Here is a 14,162-nt window from a genome sequence, read left to right on the forward strand (position 1 = left end):
TCCTATCTTTGAATGGAATTAGTTAGCAGCGGTTTCTGTAGGTTTCTTAGCAGAAGTTTCGTTACCAGCTGGCTTATCCACCGTTTTTGCAGCTTGCTGAGGCGTTTTGGCGTTTGGCGTGCCTTGTCCTTTTGCAGATGGTGCTGGATTTGCACTTTCTAGTGGTTTGGCGACCACCTCTTGGTCAGGCTTAACCTTAGCACCGCCAATCACAACTACTTTGTCACCTGCTTTCAAGCCTTCAGTGACGACCCATTGTCCATCGTAAGTACCATTAATGGTGACCGGACGTACTTGGATTTTATTATTTTCGTCAACGATATAGACTTGTGTCTCACTCTTCGGCGTACGAGTGACCGCACTTTGCGGGACAAGAGCCGCGTTGGTAATAACGCTCTGCGTCAAACGTGCAGAGACATACATACCTGGTAGCAAGATGTTATTGCTGTTTGGGAAAATCGCACGCAAGGTGACAGCACCTGTTGACTCGTCAACTTTGGCTTCAGACAGTGCAAGCTTGCCGCGTACTGGATAGACAGAACCATCTTCTAGTACCAATTCAACTGAGTTCATACCTGGCTGAGCAGTACCATCTGCTATCTGCTGACGAAGCTTTAGCAACTCAGAAGAAGACTGGCTAATATCAACGTAGATAGGGTCTAAGCGTGAAATAGTCACCAATGGATCTGCTTGACCAGCACTGACTAGAGTACCAGCAGTGACGCTAGAGCGATCAGTACGACCGGTAAGCGGTGCGCGTACGATAGTACGGTTAAGATCTAACGTACTGGCTTCTAAACCTGCTTTTGCGGTCTGAATGCCTGCTTTTGCACTCTCAATACCTGCTTGAGTTTGACCGACAGAAGCTGCTGCACTTTGTACCGCTGCTTGTGCAGTACGTACGGCTGTTTGTGCTTGATCGTACTGCTGCTTCGAGATGGCATCAATACTGACCAGACCTTGCAGACGTTGTAAATCATTTTGCGCTTGTGCTAATGACGCTTGACGACTGACCAATTCAGCTTTTGCATTGGCATTGTTTGCCACAGCAGTTTGATAGTTAGCCTGTGATTGCTGTACGGCAGCTTGGCCACTCGTTACAGATGAGGCATAGTTGTCGGTGTTGATGCGATACAGTGGCTGACCTTTCTTGACGTTGCTTCCTTCACGGAATAGTACTTCGTCAATCACACCGTTGACCTGTGGGCGGACGTCAGCAGTTTGATAAGCTGCAGTACGACCAGAAAAAGTTTGTACTTGAGGGACGGTATCGAGAGTGACTGTCTGAACGTTGACAACCGCAGGCGGCATTTGCTGCTGTGCGGCTTGCTCACCAGCGGCGTCCTCGTTGTTGTCACAGCCAACCAGTACAGCTCCAGATAGTACAGATGCTATTACAAGCGCAAGATAAGAGTGCTTCATCAATGTCCTCGGCAATATATATAAATAGTGACAGTATAAAAATCGATCAATAAGTTTGGCGTACTGAATATAAGGGTCTTGCTAATACTAAATAACTTGCTAATGCTGAATAACTTGCTAATGCTGAATAACTTGCTAATGCTGAATAAAGAGAATAAATAGCCTAAGCTAGCATTATTTATTCCAGTTTCAGATTATTCTGTTAGTGAAATATAACTAATAGGAAATCTGACATCGATATGGATTAAGTATCGAAAGGATTATTTAGCATTAATTGTTTAAGCAAACCACAGAATGGATTAATAAATTTAATGAGTCATTATAAACTATTGGGGTAACCCCACAGTCAAGTAGTTTGCGATACGAGCTGGATCGAAAAGCGGTAATATTACAGTTTACGAATTAATAGATTACCGTCATAGTAAGCGTCGTCTCTATTAACAGCTAATAGAACCATGCACAACCTAGTATCAAAATATATTGTAAACTTTTGTTATAAATCTAAAACCCTATAGTAACTAAGGTTTTTAAACGATAGAAAATCGACTTTGTCAACAAAATGACAATTTTAGCAACCCCTAATTACAGTCATAAAAAATAACTATCAGTATCTCTCTAACAAACGTCATCAAACTTTGACCGACTGTCCAAAAAGCCTTATACGATTATAGTACTGCAAGAATGTATGAAACTTAAAGAAAGGTAACGATTTGGCTGACATGCTAGTTTTTGAGAAGGTACTTCTTAATTTATGAGCTTCTTATTCATCAATTGCTGAAGGAGTTTGCTAAAAAGCCATGCTAAAAAATTCTGTCAAAAAAAAGAGTCGTCTTAATTAGTTAATAACATAGACGACTCAGCTTTAATTATACTAATCGGGCGCTAGCGAGTTCAGTCAATTGATATAAGCCTGTACGATAACGGTTGTCTGGTAGCGTACTCAGTGCATCTTGTGCCAGTTTAGTTTCTTCTAGAGCGCGCTGCTTACAATAAGCCAATGAGCCAGAACTACGTACCAACTCAATCAGTTGTTCAGCATTTGGTGTCTTACCTGTCTGAACGGCAATACGTAACTGCTCATAGCCTTCAGTGTCGCTGTCTTTGAGTAGCTCGAGTGCTTTGATAGTCGGTAGGGTAGGTTTGCCTTCAGCAAGATCATCGCCTAAGTTTTTGCCCATCACTTCACTGTCGCCACTATAGTCGAGCACATCATCGATAATTTGGAACGCATTACCAAAATGCTGTCCGAAATCGCCCAATGCCGTCATATATTCTGTCTTGTCTTGCAAGATAGCAGCACCTTGGGTCGCCATCATGAACAGGCGTGATGTTTTGCCATCGATAATACGTAAGTAATCTTCCTCTGTTGCGGCAGGGTTATGCTGGTGCTGTAGCTGTAATACTTCGCCTTCGGCAATGTCACAAGTCCCATCTGAGAATACTTGCAACAGTGGCAGGCTCTGAAAGCCAACCAATAGGTTGAACGCACGAGCAATCAGATAGTCACCGACCAATACGGCAGTGGCATTGTCCCACGTCGCATTTGCTGTCGGCTTTCCACGGCGTTGCCCGGACTCATCGATGACATCATCATGGACTAGGGTGGCGGTATGTAGCATTTCAGTGATAGCAGCTAGATGCATGGCCTTTTCTGATGGATTGTCATCGAACATACGTGCGCAAAGCAAGGTAATCAGGGGGCGCATACGTTTGCCACCAGCATTGATCACGTGTTGCGAGACGCTCATGACGAGTTGTACTTTTGAGTTCAAACTGCCAAACACTTGCTTGTCCATTACCTCAAAGTCGTTGGCTACAATACTTTGAATATCAGCATAGCTAGGCGTCGATTGAGGGGCAGGCACGGTATTATTTAAAGAGGTGCTAGTCATAATAAATAGTCATATTAATAAGAGTAAAGAGAGTTGGTATAACCTTGACTTTATCTATCTATAGGTAAGGTATTATTTCGCTTATGATAGCATAGCTATCTGCTTAAATTGTTGGTTAAAGTATATAGCACAAGTAGGTCAGGCGTATGATATATAGGGCTTACTATGCCTATTGAATAGAATAAAAACGATAAGAAATGTCTTGTGTTTTACAGATATATCTTCTAGCTCATTTTAAGCTTATTGGTCACATAAATGATTCATAAAGGGCTGTAAGTAACTGATTGCATAAGTTATAATGGCCGCTGTTGGGCTTAATCTATCACTTATCATTACTATTTCTCATGTTTATATTCGCATTGTCGTTTATCGACTTTCCTTGATGAGCAGCCGTTATAGCCAAATGAGAGATGGTCATTAGTGTAACTACCTTGCAAAAACGAGAGGCGCGGCTTGCTTTTATGAGCAAAAAGCCGTAAAATCTTGCCTTTAATTTTTCCCTGTCGTGTTCGTCGTAAAAGCGTTGGTATAACATCAGCCACGGCACACGGGTTAAACGGAGTCATACAATGTACGCAGTAATCAAAACTGGTGGTAAACAGCACCGTGTAGTCGTCGATGAATTGCTTAAAGTTGAACTACTAAAAGCAGAAAAAGGCGAAACAATCAAATTTGAAGACGTGTTGATGGTTGTTGACGGCGATAACGTCAAAATCGGTCAGCCTGTTGTTGACGGCGCTAGCGTAGAAGTTGAAGTTGTTGAGCATGGTCGCGGCGAAAAAATCCGTATCATCAAGCACAACCGTCGTAAGCATTATCACAAAGAACAAGGTCACCGCCAATGGTACACCTTGTTAAAAATCAAAGCGATTAATGCCTAATTATCCATTTAGCAATTATTGCTAAATAGCGCACTAAATGCTTAAGAGTTATCGCATCAGCGATAAGTCAAATTAACAAGGAGATTTTCTCATGGCACATAAAAAAGCTGCCGGTTCGAGCCGTAACGGTCGTGATTCAAACCCAAAAATGCTAGGCGTAAAAATCTTTGGTGGCCAAGCTATCACAGCTGGTAACATCATCGTTCGTCAACGTGGTACAGAATTCCATGCAGGCGAAGGCGTTGGCATGGGTCGTGACCATACTTTATTTGCACTGAATGACGGTGTTGTAAAGTTTGCGACCAAAGGTAAATTTAACCGTCGTTATGTTACGGTTGAAAACGCATAATTATCTATTTAGGTCGTTTTATTCTTTGGATAGAATGATCAGATAATTAAAAAAGCCCTTACTGCCTTATGGTAGTAAGGGCTTTTTACGTTTGTAGGGTGATATAAATTAATAATAATTCTAAGCGATATCTTTAAAGCCACTATTAGCATAATTACTGTAGCTAATAATTATAAATGCAAACTTTTACCGTGTAACTGTATTGGTTACAAGCGTGTATGGCAGCCGTAGTAAAGATTGCAAATCATGACTAGGCGCGTAATAAAAAAACTGGCACACTGTTGCCATTGCTGATGGTTACCAGCTTTAGCTTGGTAAAATCAGTATTTATAGAAAACAAAAATTTCAATAGAATATTTTATTTTTAGCGACAACTTTAAAGCGATTATGCTTTTTTAGAGAGGATTTATGATGAACTTATCTACGAAAAAATCAACCAAACAAAAAATGATGAGTGGGGCTTTAGCAGGTGTATTAATGACATCGCTAGGTGTCGCAGCGCCAATGATGGCGTTGACTCAAACGGCTACAGCAGCTCCTGCTGACAACCTAACAGCTGCTAAACGTTTGAACAAATTGCTGACCAATACCAAGAGTATGACAGCCAATTTTAGTCAAACAACTAAAGGCGCGAGTAGTGGTACGTTTAAAGGCTCTATGAGTGTCCAACGTCCAAATAACTTCCGCTGGGAAACCAAGTCACCATCAGAGCAGCTGATCGTTGCTAATGGTAATTCTATGTGGGTTTATGACAAGGATTTAGAGCAAGCGACCAAGCAAAACGTCGACAGCCAAGTAGGTAATACGCCAGCTTTGCTACTGTCAGGTGATCCGAGCAAAATTGATCAAAACTTCAAAATCACTCAGCCATATGACAACAAAAACTACTATGTACTCTATCCTAAGTCAGACAGTGCAAGTTTCAAAAGTCTTTCAATAAGCTTTAGTGGTGGCAAACCTGTCATGATGGTATTGAATGATACTTTGGGACAGACAACCTCTATTAAGTTTAGCGGTATTAAGATGAACCCAAGTATTGGTAGCAGTCAGTTTAAATTTACACCGCCAAAGGGTGTTGATGTGATTAATCAGTAATTAGCAGACGTATTGCTAGGTTTTGATATCAGTTCAAAATCAGCAACGCAATAAAAAGGACAGACCCTATGTGGTCTGTCCTTTTTTATGTGAGTAACTATAGTTTGTTCAGCAGAAAATTTAAGACATGGATCGTATGGTTTCCATATCTGGCATAGGTGGCAGTTCATCCAGATGGCTTAATCCAAACGCATCTAAAAACTGCGCAGTAGTATGCAGCAATGCAGGACGGCCTAGAGTATTTTTAAAGCCTTTCTCCACAATCCATCCTTTATCGAATAACTGGCGTAGTATATTGCTCGATAATGTCACTCCGCGCACATGCTCGATATCACTGCGTGTCACAGGTTGTTTATAAGCAATGACACTTAGGGTTTCAAGTAAGGCTTGGCTCAAGCGTTCCTGACGCTGCGGAAAAGTACGCTGGATTAGACTGCTATAGTCATCAGATATCTGTAAACGATAACCGCTGGCGGTCTCATGTAGCCTAAGCACACCTGTATCTAAGCGTTGTTGCAGCACTTCCAAGGTTTGCTTTAATTCTTTAGTAGATAATGACAAATGTTTCTTTAATGCGTGAGCGGTCAGCGGTGCTTCTGATACATGCAACAGTACTTCAATACGTTTACTCATCTCTTCAAGAGAATTATGCTGCGCTTCAGCTGATGGTGATGTAGTCATAGTTGTTGATTCTAGGGTCTCATCATGTTGCTTTGGGTCTTCAATATCTACCATCTAAAGTATGCTCTTATTTCAATATTGTGATTTTAATAGAGAGTAGTCTAAGAGACAGTCTTAGAGCCTACTAGGCTAACCACTGTAATGTGAGATTTGTGGATTCATTATTCATATTAGTCTGATCAGAATTATTGGAAACAGAGTTGACGACACCGCTATCTGTCTCAATATTGACCACACCAACTAACTGCCGCTTTATAAGCTCAAGTACGGCGACAAAACTCACGACCACGCCTATTTTACCTTGTGCCTTATCCAGTAGCTCATAAAAGGAGCGCGCCCCATCTGTACTTAATTGTCTGCTAATACTGGCAATACGATCGGCAAGGGGTACTGCATCAACTTTGATCGTATGCATTTGATAGTCAGGCTGTAACTGCATTTTAAATAAGCTATCAATCAGCAAGTTAGGTGAGTAGCTTGGCAGTTCCGCATTCATAACGTCTTGACCAGGCATACTAACCATGGCCAAAAACACATCGCGCTCTAGACGTACTAGATTGTCTAGGCGCTGACTGACCACTTTGATTTGCGCGTATTCTTCGAGGCGTTCGATCAGTTCTGCTTTTGGGTCACGCTCATCGGTAGGGGTATCAGGGGCAGGTAATAGCAGTTCGGTTTTGATAGCGATGAGCGTTGATGCCATTAGCAGATAATCACCCGCTAGCTCAAAGTGTTCGGTATCTAATTCACCGATATAAGCTAAGTACTGCTCAGTGATAGGCAAAATGGGCATTTGGGTCAAATCGACGTTGTTCTTTTTGACCAAATACAATAGAAAATCCAATGGACCAGCAAATTGCTCTAACCAAATAGCAAAGGCTTGCGGTGGTACATACAGGTCTTCTGGCAAATGCTGCACAGGCGTTTGATAGATACGCAGCGACATATCATGGTTGACTGATTCATCATGCTCGCTCTGATTGTCCATAGACTCAGAAGTTGAATCAGCCATAGCAGATAAGGCGGCTTTAGACAAAGCCGCCTGTCTGATGTTTGGTTCATTTTGCACGTTTAGCACCCGCTTTGATAATAAATTGCGCCAGTGAAACGACTATTCCAGCAACGATTATTTAAGCTTAGCAAGCGGACGGATGCCGATAGCACGGCGAGCTTTGTCTAGTTGCTTACGACTATGGCGACGGGCTTTATCCGCACCCATCTGCAAGATTTCTTCTAGCTCTTTTGGATTGGCCATCAGCTCTTCGTAACGTGCACGGAATGGCGCGATTTCGTCATTAATCTTATCAAACAAAGCTTGCTTAGCGTCGCCCCAACCAATACCAGCGGCATAGCGCGCACGCATATCAGCAATCTCTTCAGCGGTCGCAAATGCTTTATAAATCTCAAAGATAGCTGAGTCATCAGGATCTTTTGGCTCATCAGGTAGCTGTGAGTTAGTCACAATTTTCATGATGGCTTTATGCATCTGTTTTTCAGGACTAACTTGTGGATTTGGCTCACCGAATAGGGGAATCGTATTGCTATAGCTCTTACTCATCTTACGGCCATCAAGCCCAGTAAGCAGCGGTATATCGTTATCAACGACTGCTGATGGTAGCGTGAAAAGCGACTTATAACGATGATTAAAAGTACCTGCGATATCACGCGCCATCTCGATATGCTGCACTTGGTCACGACCAACAGGCACGTGGGTCGCATTAAACATCAAAATATCAGCTGCCATTAGCACGGGATAACCGAATAGACCCATGGTGACACCTTGATCAGGATCGACATCGGCTTTTTCTGTATTGATATCAACGGCTGCTTTATAGGCATGGGCGCGGTTCATCAAACCTTTGGCACATGAGCAGTTCAAGATCCAAGCAAGTTCTGGAATTTCAGGCACGTCTGACTGACGGTAGAACGTGACACGCTCAGGGTCTAAACCACAAGCAATCCATGTGGCTGCAATGGCTCTCGTCGATTCATGAATGATAGCAGGGTCATAACAACCGATAATGCCATGGTAGTCTGCCAAAAAGAAAAACGCTTCATGATCACTATTTTGAATAGACTCAATCGCTGGACGAATCGCACCAACATAGTTACCTAAATGCGGAATACCAGTTGGCTTGATACCAGTCAGGATGCGCTTGGCTTCGGTTGAAGTATCAGAAGTTTGATTGTCAGGAGTACTGTTATTGCTCATGGAAAATCCGTTATTTTGTTTATCAAATTATTATCAGTGCATAGCTAAAATGCAAAATATTAGCCGCAAAGTATAGCAAACTTCACCAGTATTTTTGGGAATAAAGGCTTACTTATAGATATCAGTACGACCGTTTGGCCCATGTTTGAAGCGGCGATGAAACCACATCCACTGAGTGGGATCAATACGAATGAGTCCTTCTAAAACTTCATTGACCCGAGTGGCATCAGCGACTTCATCTTTACTTGGGTAGTTGTCTAACTCTGGTGTAATCGTTAAATGATAATGGGGGCGTTTACCGCGCGGCAAGTTGTCAGGCGTCTGCCGATAAGTATGCAGTGCCATGACAGCTGGCGGCTTTTCTTTGCTACCCAGTTTTGCCATGCGACGCGATGCAGTAATCGTCGCGGCTGGCACACCGAAAAATGGCGCCATGACCCCTTGCTTGAGACCATAGTCTTGATCAGGAGAGTACCAGATGACGTGTCCCGCTTTGATAGAGGTAACCAAGCTACGCATATCACGACTAGAGATTTGCTTACCAAAAATATTGGTACGACCATTATAAATAAACCAGTCTAATAAAGGATTGTTTTGCGTACGATACATACAGTCTACAGGGAAAAACTGCGCACATAAGAGGCCACCCAAGTCTAGCATCGTATAATGTGCACCGAGCAGGATAACTGGTCGCTGCTCATTTTGCGCATTAACAATATGCTGTAACCCTGAGATGGATACAGTTCTAGTAAATATATTGGGCCTGAACCAAGCGCATAACGTTTCAAACACACCAATGCCTTGATTGACAAAGACTTGCTTGGCCATTAATTCACGTTCAGCTTCTGGCTTCTCTGGAAATGCCAACTTCAGATTGATTAGCGTATCACGTCTACGTGAGCCAGCAGCTTTATAAATCAATATACCGAGCTTACGACCTAGCCAAAACTGCCAACGTAACGGCAGATATATCATGGGTAGCATTATCAAAAATAACAGCCAAATGCCCCAATTCTTTGGTGATAAAAACTGCCACTGAAATGGCTTGTTATCTGCTTGCGCTGTACGCTTATGATTTTGAGTAATCGTCGGTGTGCCAGCAGGTATCGCAGGCGACTTAGCCGACTGTTCCATGCTAGGCGGCACGCTGCTGTTGGCAGATGGCTTGCTAGGGTCGAATTGTTCTGGCGCTTTCATAATATCCTTCTGCAGCACGGTTTGAGGCATCATGGCTAATAATAAAAAGTTACTGATATGATGGGGTAGCGTTTAATGCTTTGCAAGTTAGAATTTCTACAGACGCTCTACTTTGTAGTGTCGAAACAAGGCACTCATGTCAATTATCGCTGTAAGACAAAGCTGGTTTGATTAAGACAATCAGATAATCAACACGCTATCAGTAGGCATAAAAAAACCTTATAAGCTGTGACCAGCTTATAAGGTTTTGCAAAACCAGACTCTTATTTAACTTTGCTACTGAAGCTCTGAGAAAAAGACAACAGCAGCAAAAGGATAAGAGAGAGTTTTGATTAACGTTTTGAGAACTGTGGACGTTTACGTGCTTTACGTAGACCCAGTTTCTTACGTTCAACTTGACGTGAATCACGAGTAACAAAACCAGCTGCTTTTAGGGCAGGCTTCAAAGTTTCGTCAGCTTCGATTAATGCACGTGTGATGCCGTGGCGGATTGCGCCAGCTTGACCACTAATACCACCGCCTGCAACAGTTACATATAAGTCATATGCGTTAACAGAGTCTAGTAGTTCTAATGGCTGACGTACAACCATGCGTGAAGTTTCACGGCTGAAGTATTCGTCAAGTGGCTTACCGTTAACAACGATACTACCAGTACCTTTTGATAAAAATACACGAGCAGTAGACGTCTTGCGGCGACCAGTTCCGTAATTGCGTTCCATAAGTATATCCTTAGATGTCTAGTTCTTTAGGTTGCTGTGCAGTATGTGGATGATCAGTACCCGCATAAAGTTTCAGCTTCTTGATCATCGCATAGCCAAGAGGGCCCTTTGGAAGCATACCCTTAACTGCTTTGTGTAGAACATCTTCAGGCTTATGTGCAAGCAACTTATTGAAGTTGGTTTCTTTAATACCACCTGGGTAGCCACTGTGACGATAGTACTTTTTGTCTTGTGCTTTTTTACCCGTTACCGTGATTTTGTCAGCATTGATGACAACAATAAAGTCACCAGTATCAACGTGCGGAGTAAAAGAAGGCTTGTGCTTGCCACGTAAGCGAGTTGCGATTTGAGTGGCTAAGCGACCAAGGGTTTTGCCGTCAGCATCTACGACATACCAGTCATGGGTCACTTCAGCTGGTTTTGCACTAAGTGTTTTCATGATAAAACCTTAAAATTAGAATTCGTTGAGAGTTTAGCTGGGAACGGGGCTCTCAAAAAACAGACTGCACATTATAAGCAGTAGCGCCTACGCTTGCAAGCTGCATTGGGGTTTATTTTCGCCTTATATACATTAAACTGCAGCGTCGGCCAGTTTTTAGCGGTTCTAAACATTTGTAAAATACGTTAACGGCTTTCATTAACCCGACAATTATGACGATGATAGACGATAAAGTCCAGCGACAACTTGTCCGACTTTAGTTTGTTTTAAGCATTCAAAAGCGATTGGTTGCTGAGTAACGCTTGGTTGGAGGTCTAAATTCTCATTTAGCGACGCTTCCAATTGTTTAAGCTGTGCTGACAAATCTTTATCAGCTTCTAGATAAATTAGTGTTTCAGTATTGATTAAAGCGTTGGTAATAAGCGCAGTCAAAATAGGCTGCCATAAATCCTGAGCATAAGGTGGATCGATAAATACGATGTCAAAGGAGCGCGCAGTCAGATGCTCTTGACGCAGTACTTGCTCAGCAGTGCCAGTGATAATTTGATAAGAAGCAGCTTCAAGACGTAATTGCTCAGCACTCTGACGTAGCATGTTGCTTTGTGCTGGATTGATTTCGATAAATGTCGTGTGGGCCGCACCGCGAGATAATGCTTCAAATCCTAATACGCCACTGCCAGCACAGCTATCGAGTACATGGGCATCATGAATGTCAGCGAGTAGCCAGTTAAATAAAGTCTCCCGCAAGCGATCTGGGGTCGGGCGCAGGCCATCTGCATCGATGAAACTTACAATACGGCGCTTAAACTGACCACCGATAATGCGTACATCACCCGCTGCGGCACTTTTCGCCTTACGGTTATTCTTTGGTGCGCGTCCATTTGAGGCTTTTTTCATTATCGTGTCTCGCTTACCAATTCTTTGCTAGGTTTTACTTTACTAAGTCTTATTTCACTAGGTTTTGCTTTTTATACTATTAAGTACTTAAACGTCTAGTTACTCAGACGTCGCTGCTGCCGCTTCAGCTTCCGCGGCTTCTTTTTCTTCCAATGCTTTTGCTTCTTTATCTCGAATGGCATCACGCATCGCTTTTTCAAAAGCTTTTTGGCGTTTAATGACTTTTAGCTCATCAGCAGAAGGTGGCAGCACAGGATCTGTTTTACGTTGTAATACCCAGTAGTCAAATAGAGCACGGCCAATAGGCGCTGCAACAGCACTACCACCGCCGCCATTTTCGACCAATACTGCAAGGGCAATCTGCGGGTCTTCTACTGGGGCAAAACCATTAAACCAAGCATGATCCCAGTGACGCTTATCGATTGCCGACTTGTCATAGCGCTGGCCTTGAGCGATAGACTTTACCTGTGCAGTACCTGTTTTACCAGCGATACGATAGCGCGGGGTATAGATGCCGCGGCCTGTCCCTCTTTTGACGGTGTCTTCCATAGCATCATGCATTCGTAGCCAGTCAGACGGCTTACCGTTGTAGTCTATTTTGCCATCTGGCTTAGTGATGATTTTGACGTCCGCAGCACCGTCACTGCTCTTTAATAAATGCGGGGTAATGTGCTGTCCTTTACTGGCAGTCATGGCTGTAGCATTAGCAATCTGTAGCGGCGTTGCCAAGAAATACCCTTGTCCAATACTGACCGAGATGGTTTCGCCCGGTAGCCAGTCTTTATCGTAAGTGTCTTTTTTCCATTTTGGCGATGGCATGATGCCTGATTTTTCGTTGGGCAAATCAATGCCTGTTTGTTGACCAAAACCAAAGCGTGTCATCCAATCATGTAGACGTTGTATGCCCATCTCGTAGGCCAGTTTGTAGTAATACGTATCGACCGACATCATGATGGATTTTTTGAGGTCTACCGTGCCATGACCGCCACGTTTCCAGTCACGGAATCGATGCGTGTCACCAGGTAAGCTAAAATAACCAGGGTCATAGATAGTGCTGTTCCAATCGCGTAGACCATAATGAATACCGCCCAAACCTTCGAACGGTTTAATAGTAGAAGCAGGGGGGTACATCCCTTGGAGTGCGCGATTGTATAGTGGCTGATCTAAATCTTCGCGTAGATCGTCGTAGTCTTTGAAAGAAATACCCGATATGAAAGGGTTAGGGTCGTAGCTTGGATTACTAACAAATGCCAATACATCACCGTTTTTGGGATCTATCGCGACGATTGCACCGCGGCGTCCATCGAGTTGCTGTTGGGCGATGGTTTGCAAACCATAATCCAAGCTCAACGTAATATCGTTACCCGCTATTGGCGGCTTGGTATCCAGTTGACGTAAGATATTCCCATGTGCGTCTGTCTCTACCGATTGATAACCTGGTTGACCAAGCAAAATATCTTCGTAGTAGTCTTCAATACCGATTTTACCAATCAAGTCAGTACCAGCGTAACGGTCTTTATCAATACGCTTTGACTCTTTGTCATTGATACGTCCGACATAGCCGATGACATGGGCAAACAGCTCATCATAAGGATAAGAGCGCGTAAGCTTGCTTTGGATAGAGACCCCGCGGAAGAAAGGCTTACGCTCACTAAACTGAGCCAACTGTGCTTCTGTTAAATCAATCTTAATCGTCACAGGGTCGTTTTTATTTTTACTTAGACGCGCCAAGATGTCAGTGATATCTGTATCGGTTAAATCAAAAATCGGCGCAAGTAGATGCAACGTGCGCTCAGGATTTTCGACCTCATCAGGGCTGAGCATCGCTGTAAAGACTGGCTGGTTGTCTGCCAGTATTACCCCGTTACGATCATAGATATACCCACGACTAGGTGGCGCAGATATCAGTTTGATACGGTTGTTATCAGCTTGCGTTGTGTACTGATCATGAGCATAGACTTGCAAATACCCATAACGTGTTATCAAACCGCCCAAACCAATCAATATTATAATCCCAAAGATGATAATACGATTGGTAAAGGTACTGTTGACCTGTTCGGTATTGGGAGTTATCGGTTTATTCATAGAAGATCAGAGCCCAAACGGTCAGTGAGTCAATAAAAGAAAAGTAAGAGGGCAGGTTGGTTAACCAAAGTGCGGTGAGTCTAAAAGATAATGCAAATGGTTTCAATCACATAGAAGAGTATGGTGTGAAATCGTCATGCAGTCATTTATACGCAGGTAGTCTTTGTTATTGCACTACAAATTATAACAGAACAAATAAGCAGGCGCAGTACTCAGTCATATATTTTGTCTTGATTGTCTACTGACTAAGCACTGGCTTATATTTAGGTTTTTATTGGTTAACAGACGATATG

The 14,162-nt window shown here is 43.0% G+C and carries 13 protein-coding genes; 3 read left to right on the forward strand and 10 right to left on the reverse strand.

The annotated features are described in order from the left end of the window. Positions 1–18 precede the first annotated feature (18 nt). Together JMX07_RS10280 and JMX07_RS10285 are read right to left on the reverse strand one after the other, a co-directional pair. Positions 19–1,422, reverse strand: coding sequence for an efflux RND transporter periplasmic adaptor subunit (locus JMX07_RS10280; RefSeq protein WP_201607786.1), 1,404 nt, complete (start codon positions 1,420–1,422; stop codon positions 19–21). Between the two features lie 866 nt (positions 1,423–2,288). After that, entirely contained in the window at positions 2,289–3,314 is a 1,026-nt protein-coding gene (locus tag JMX07_RS10285) for a polyprenyl synthetase family protein (protein ID WP_160020800.1), read from the reverse strand. Between the two features lie 569 nt (positions 3,315–3,883). Here JMX07_RS10285 and rplU point away from each other — a divergent pair. The 3 genes from rplU (at position 3,884) to lolA (ending at position 5,639) form a co-directional block, all read left to right on the forward strand. Continuing rightward, positions 3,884–4,195: a 50S ribosomal protein L21 gene (rplU, locus tag JMX07_RS10290; RefSeq protein WP_057761012.1), complete on the forward strand. Its 312-nt coding sequence runs from the start codon at positions 3,884–3,886 to the stop codon at positions 4,193–4,195. Between the two features lie 91 nt (positions 4,196–4,286). After that, positions 4,287–4,544 carry a 50S ribosomal protein L27 gene (gene rpmA / locus JMX07_RS10295; RefSeq protein ID WP_021813611.1) on the forward strand — a complete coding sequence of 86 codons (258 nt, stop codon included), beginning with the start codon at positions 4,287–4,289 and terminating at the stop codon, positions 4,542–4,544. 408 nt (positions 4,545–4,952) lie between these two features. Continuing rightward, positions 4,953–5,639, forward strand: coding sequence for an outer membrane lipoprotein chaperone LolA (lolA, locus tag JMX07_RS10300; protein WP_413786677.1), 687 nt, complete (start codon positions 4,953–4,955; stop codon positions 5,637–5,639). 120 nt (positions 5,640–5,759) lie between these two features. Here lolA and scpB read toward each other — a convergent pair whose 3' ends face one another. From scpB to mrdA, 8 genes are all read right to left on the reverse strand, one after another. Beyond that, positions 5,760–6,320, reverse strand: coding sequence for an SMC-Scp complex subunit ScpB (scpB, locus tag JMX07_RS10305; RefSeq protein ID WP_201607817.1), 561 nt, complete (start codon positions 6,318–6,320; stop codon positions 5,760–5,762). Between the two features lie 124 nt (positions 6,321–6,444). Beyond that, a complete protein-coding gene (locus JMX07_RS10310; RefSeq protein ID WP_227684784.1) occupies positions 6,445–7,308 on the reverse strand; it encodes a segregation and condensation protein A in 864 nt (287 codons plus the stop codon). Between the two features lie 138 nt (positions 7,309–7,446). After that, positions 7,447–8,532 carry a tryptophan--tRNA ligase gene (locus tag JMX07_RS10315; protein ID WP_201607787.1) on the reverse strand — a complete coding sequence of 362 codons (1,086 nt, stop codon included), beginning with the start codon at positions 8,530–8,532 and terminating at the stop codon, positions 7,447–7,449. A gap of 108 nt (positions 8,533–8,640) precedes the next feature. Further along, positions 8,641–9,729: a lipid A biosynthesis acyltransferase gene (locus JMX07_RS10320; RefSeq protein ID WP_201607788.1), complete on the reverse strand. Its 1,089-nt coding sequence runs from the start codon at positions 9,727–9,729 to the stop codon at positions 8,641–8,643. 332 nt (positions 9,730–10,061) lie between these two features. Then, positions 10,062–10,448, reverse strand: coding sequence for a 30S ribosomal protein S9 (gene rpsI / locus JMX07_RS10325; protein WP_101206364.1), 387 nt, complete (start codon positions 10,446–10,448; stop codon positions 10,062–10,064). 10 nt (positions 10,449–10,458) lie between these two features. Further along, complete coding sequence (gene rplM, locus JMX07_RS10330; RefSeq protein ID WP_057761004.1) at positions 10,459–10,887, reverse strand: 50S ribosomal protein L13; 429 nt, start codon at positions 10,885–10,887, stop codon at positions 10,459–10,461. A 210-nt stretch (positions 10,888–11,097) separates the two neighbouring features. Then, on the reverse strand, positions 11,098–11,784 hold the full coding sequence (rsmD, locus tag JMX07_RS10335) for a 16S rRNA (guanine(966)-N(2))-methyltransferase RsmD (protein ID WP_201607790.1): 687 nt from the start codon (positions 11,782–11,784) through the stop codon (positions 11,098–11,100). 99 nt (positions 11,785–11,883) lie between these two features. After that, positions 11,884–13,869, reverse strand: coding sequence for a penicillin-binding protein 2 (mrdA, locus tag JMX07_RS10340; RefSeq protein ID WP_179798395.1), 1,986 nt, complete (start codon positions 13,867–13,869; stop codon positions 11,884–11,886). Positions 13,870–14,162 lie beyond the last annotated feature (293 nt).

Origin of the sequence: Psychrobacter immobilis, from assembly GCF_904846235.1 — a bacterium.
Classification (GTDB): Bacteria; Pseudomonadota; Gammaproteobacteria; order Pseudomonadales; family Moraxellaceae; genus Psychrobacter; species Psychrobacter immobilis_C.

Excerpts from the sequence above, each read along its gene's own strand:
- JMX07_RS10315 (WP_201607787.1), bottom strand. The coding sequence starts at position 8,532 with ATGAGCAATAACAGTACTCCTGACAATCAAACTTCTGATACTTCAACC.
- JMX07_RS10280 (WP_201607786.1), bottom strand. The coding sequence starts at position 1,422 with ATGAAGCACTCTTATCTTGCGCTTGTAATAGCATCTGTACTATCTGGA.
- rpmA (WP_021813611.1), top strand. The coding sequence starts at position 4,287 with ATGGCACATAAAAAAGCTGCCGGTTCGAGCCGTAACGGTCGTGATTCA.
- scpB (WP_201607817.1), bottom strand. The coding sequence starts at position 6,320 with ATGACTACATCACCATCAGCTGAAGCGCAGCATAATTCTCTTGAAGAG.
- JMX07_RS10320 (WP_201607788.1), bottom strand. The coding sequence starts at position 9,729 with ATGAAAGCGCCAGAACAATTCGACCCTAGCAAGCCATCTGCCAACAGC.
- rplM (WP_057761004.1), bottom strand. The coding sequence starts at position 10,887 with ATGAAAACACTTAGTGCAAAACCAGCTGAAGTGACCCATGACTGGTAT.
- rpsI (WP_101206364.1), bottom strand. The coding sequence starts at position 10,448 with ATGGAACGCAATTACGGAACTGGTCGCCGCAAGACGTCTACTGCTCGT.
- rsmD (WP_201607790.1), bottom strand. The coding sequence starts at position 11,784 with ATGAAAAAAGCCTCAAATGGACGCGCACCAAAGAATAACCGTAAGGCG.
- JMX07_RS10285 (WP_160020800.1), bottom strand. The coding sequence starts at position 3,314 with ATGACTAGCACCTCTTTAAATAATACCGTGCCTGCCCCTCAATCGACG.
- JMX07_RS10310 (WP_227684784.1), bottom strand. The coding sequence starts at position 7,308 with ATGGACAATCAGAGCGAGCATGATGAATCAGTCAACCATGATATGTCG.
- rplU (WP_057761012.1), top strand. The coding sequence starts at position 3,884 with ATGTACGCAGTAATCAAAACTGGTGGTAAACAGCACCGTGTAGTCGTC.
- mrdA (WP_179798395.1), bottom strand. The coding sequence starts at position 13,869 with ATGAATAAACCGATAACTCCCAATACCGAACAGGTCAACAGTACCTTT.
- lolA (WP_413786677.1), top strand. The coding sequence starts at position 4,953 with ATGATGAACTTATCTACGAAAAAATCAACCAAACAAAAAATGATGAGT.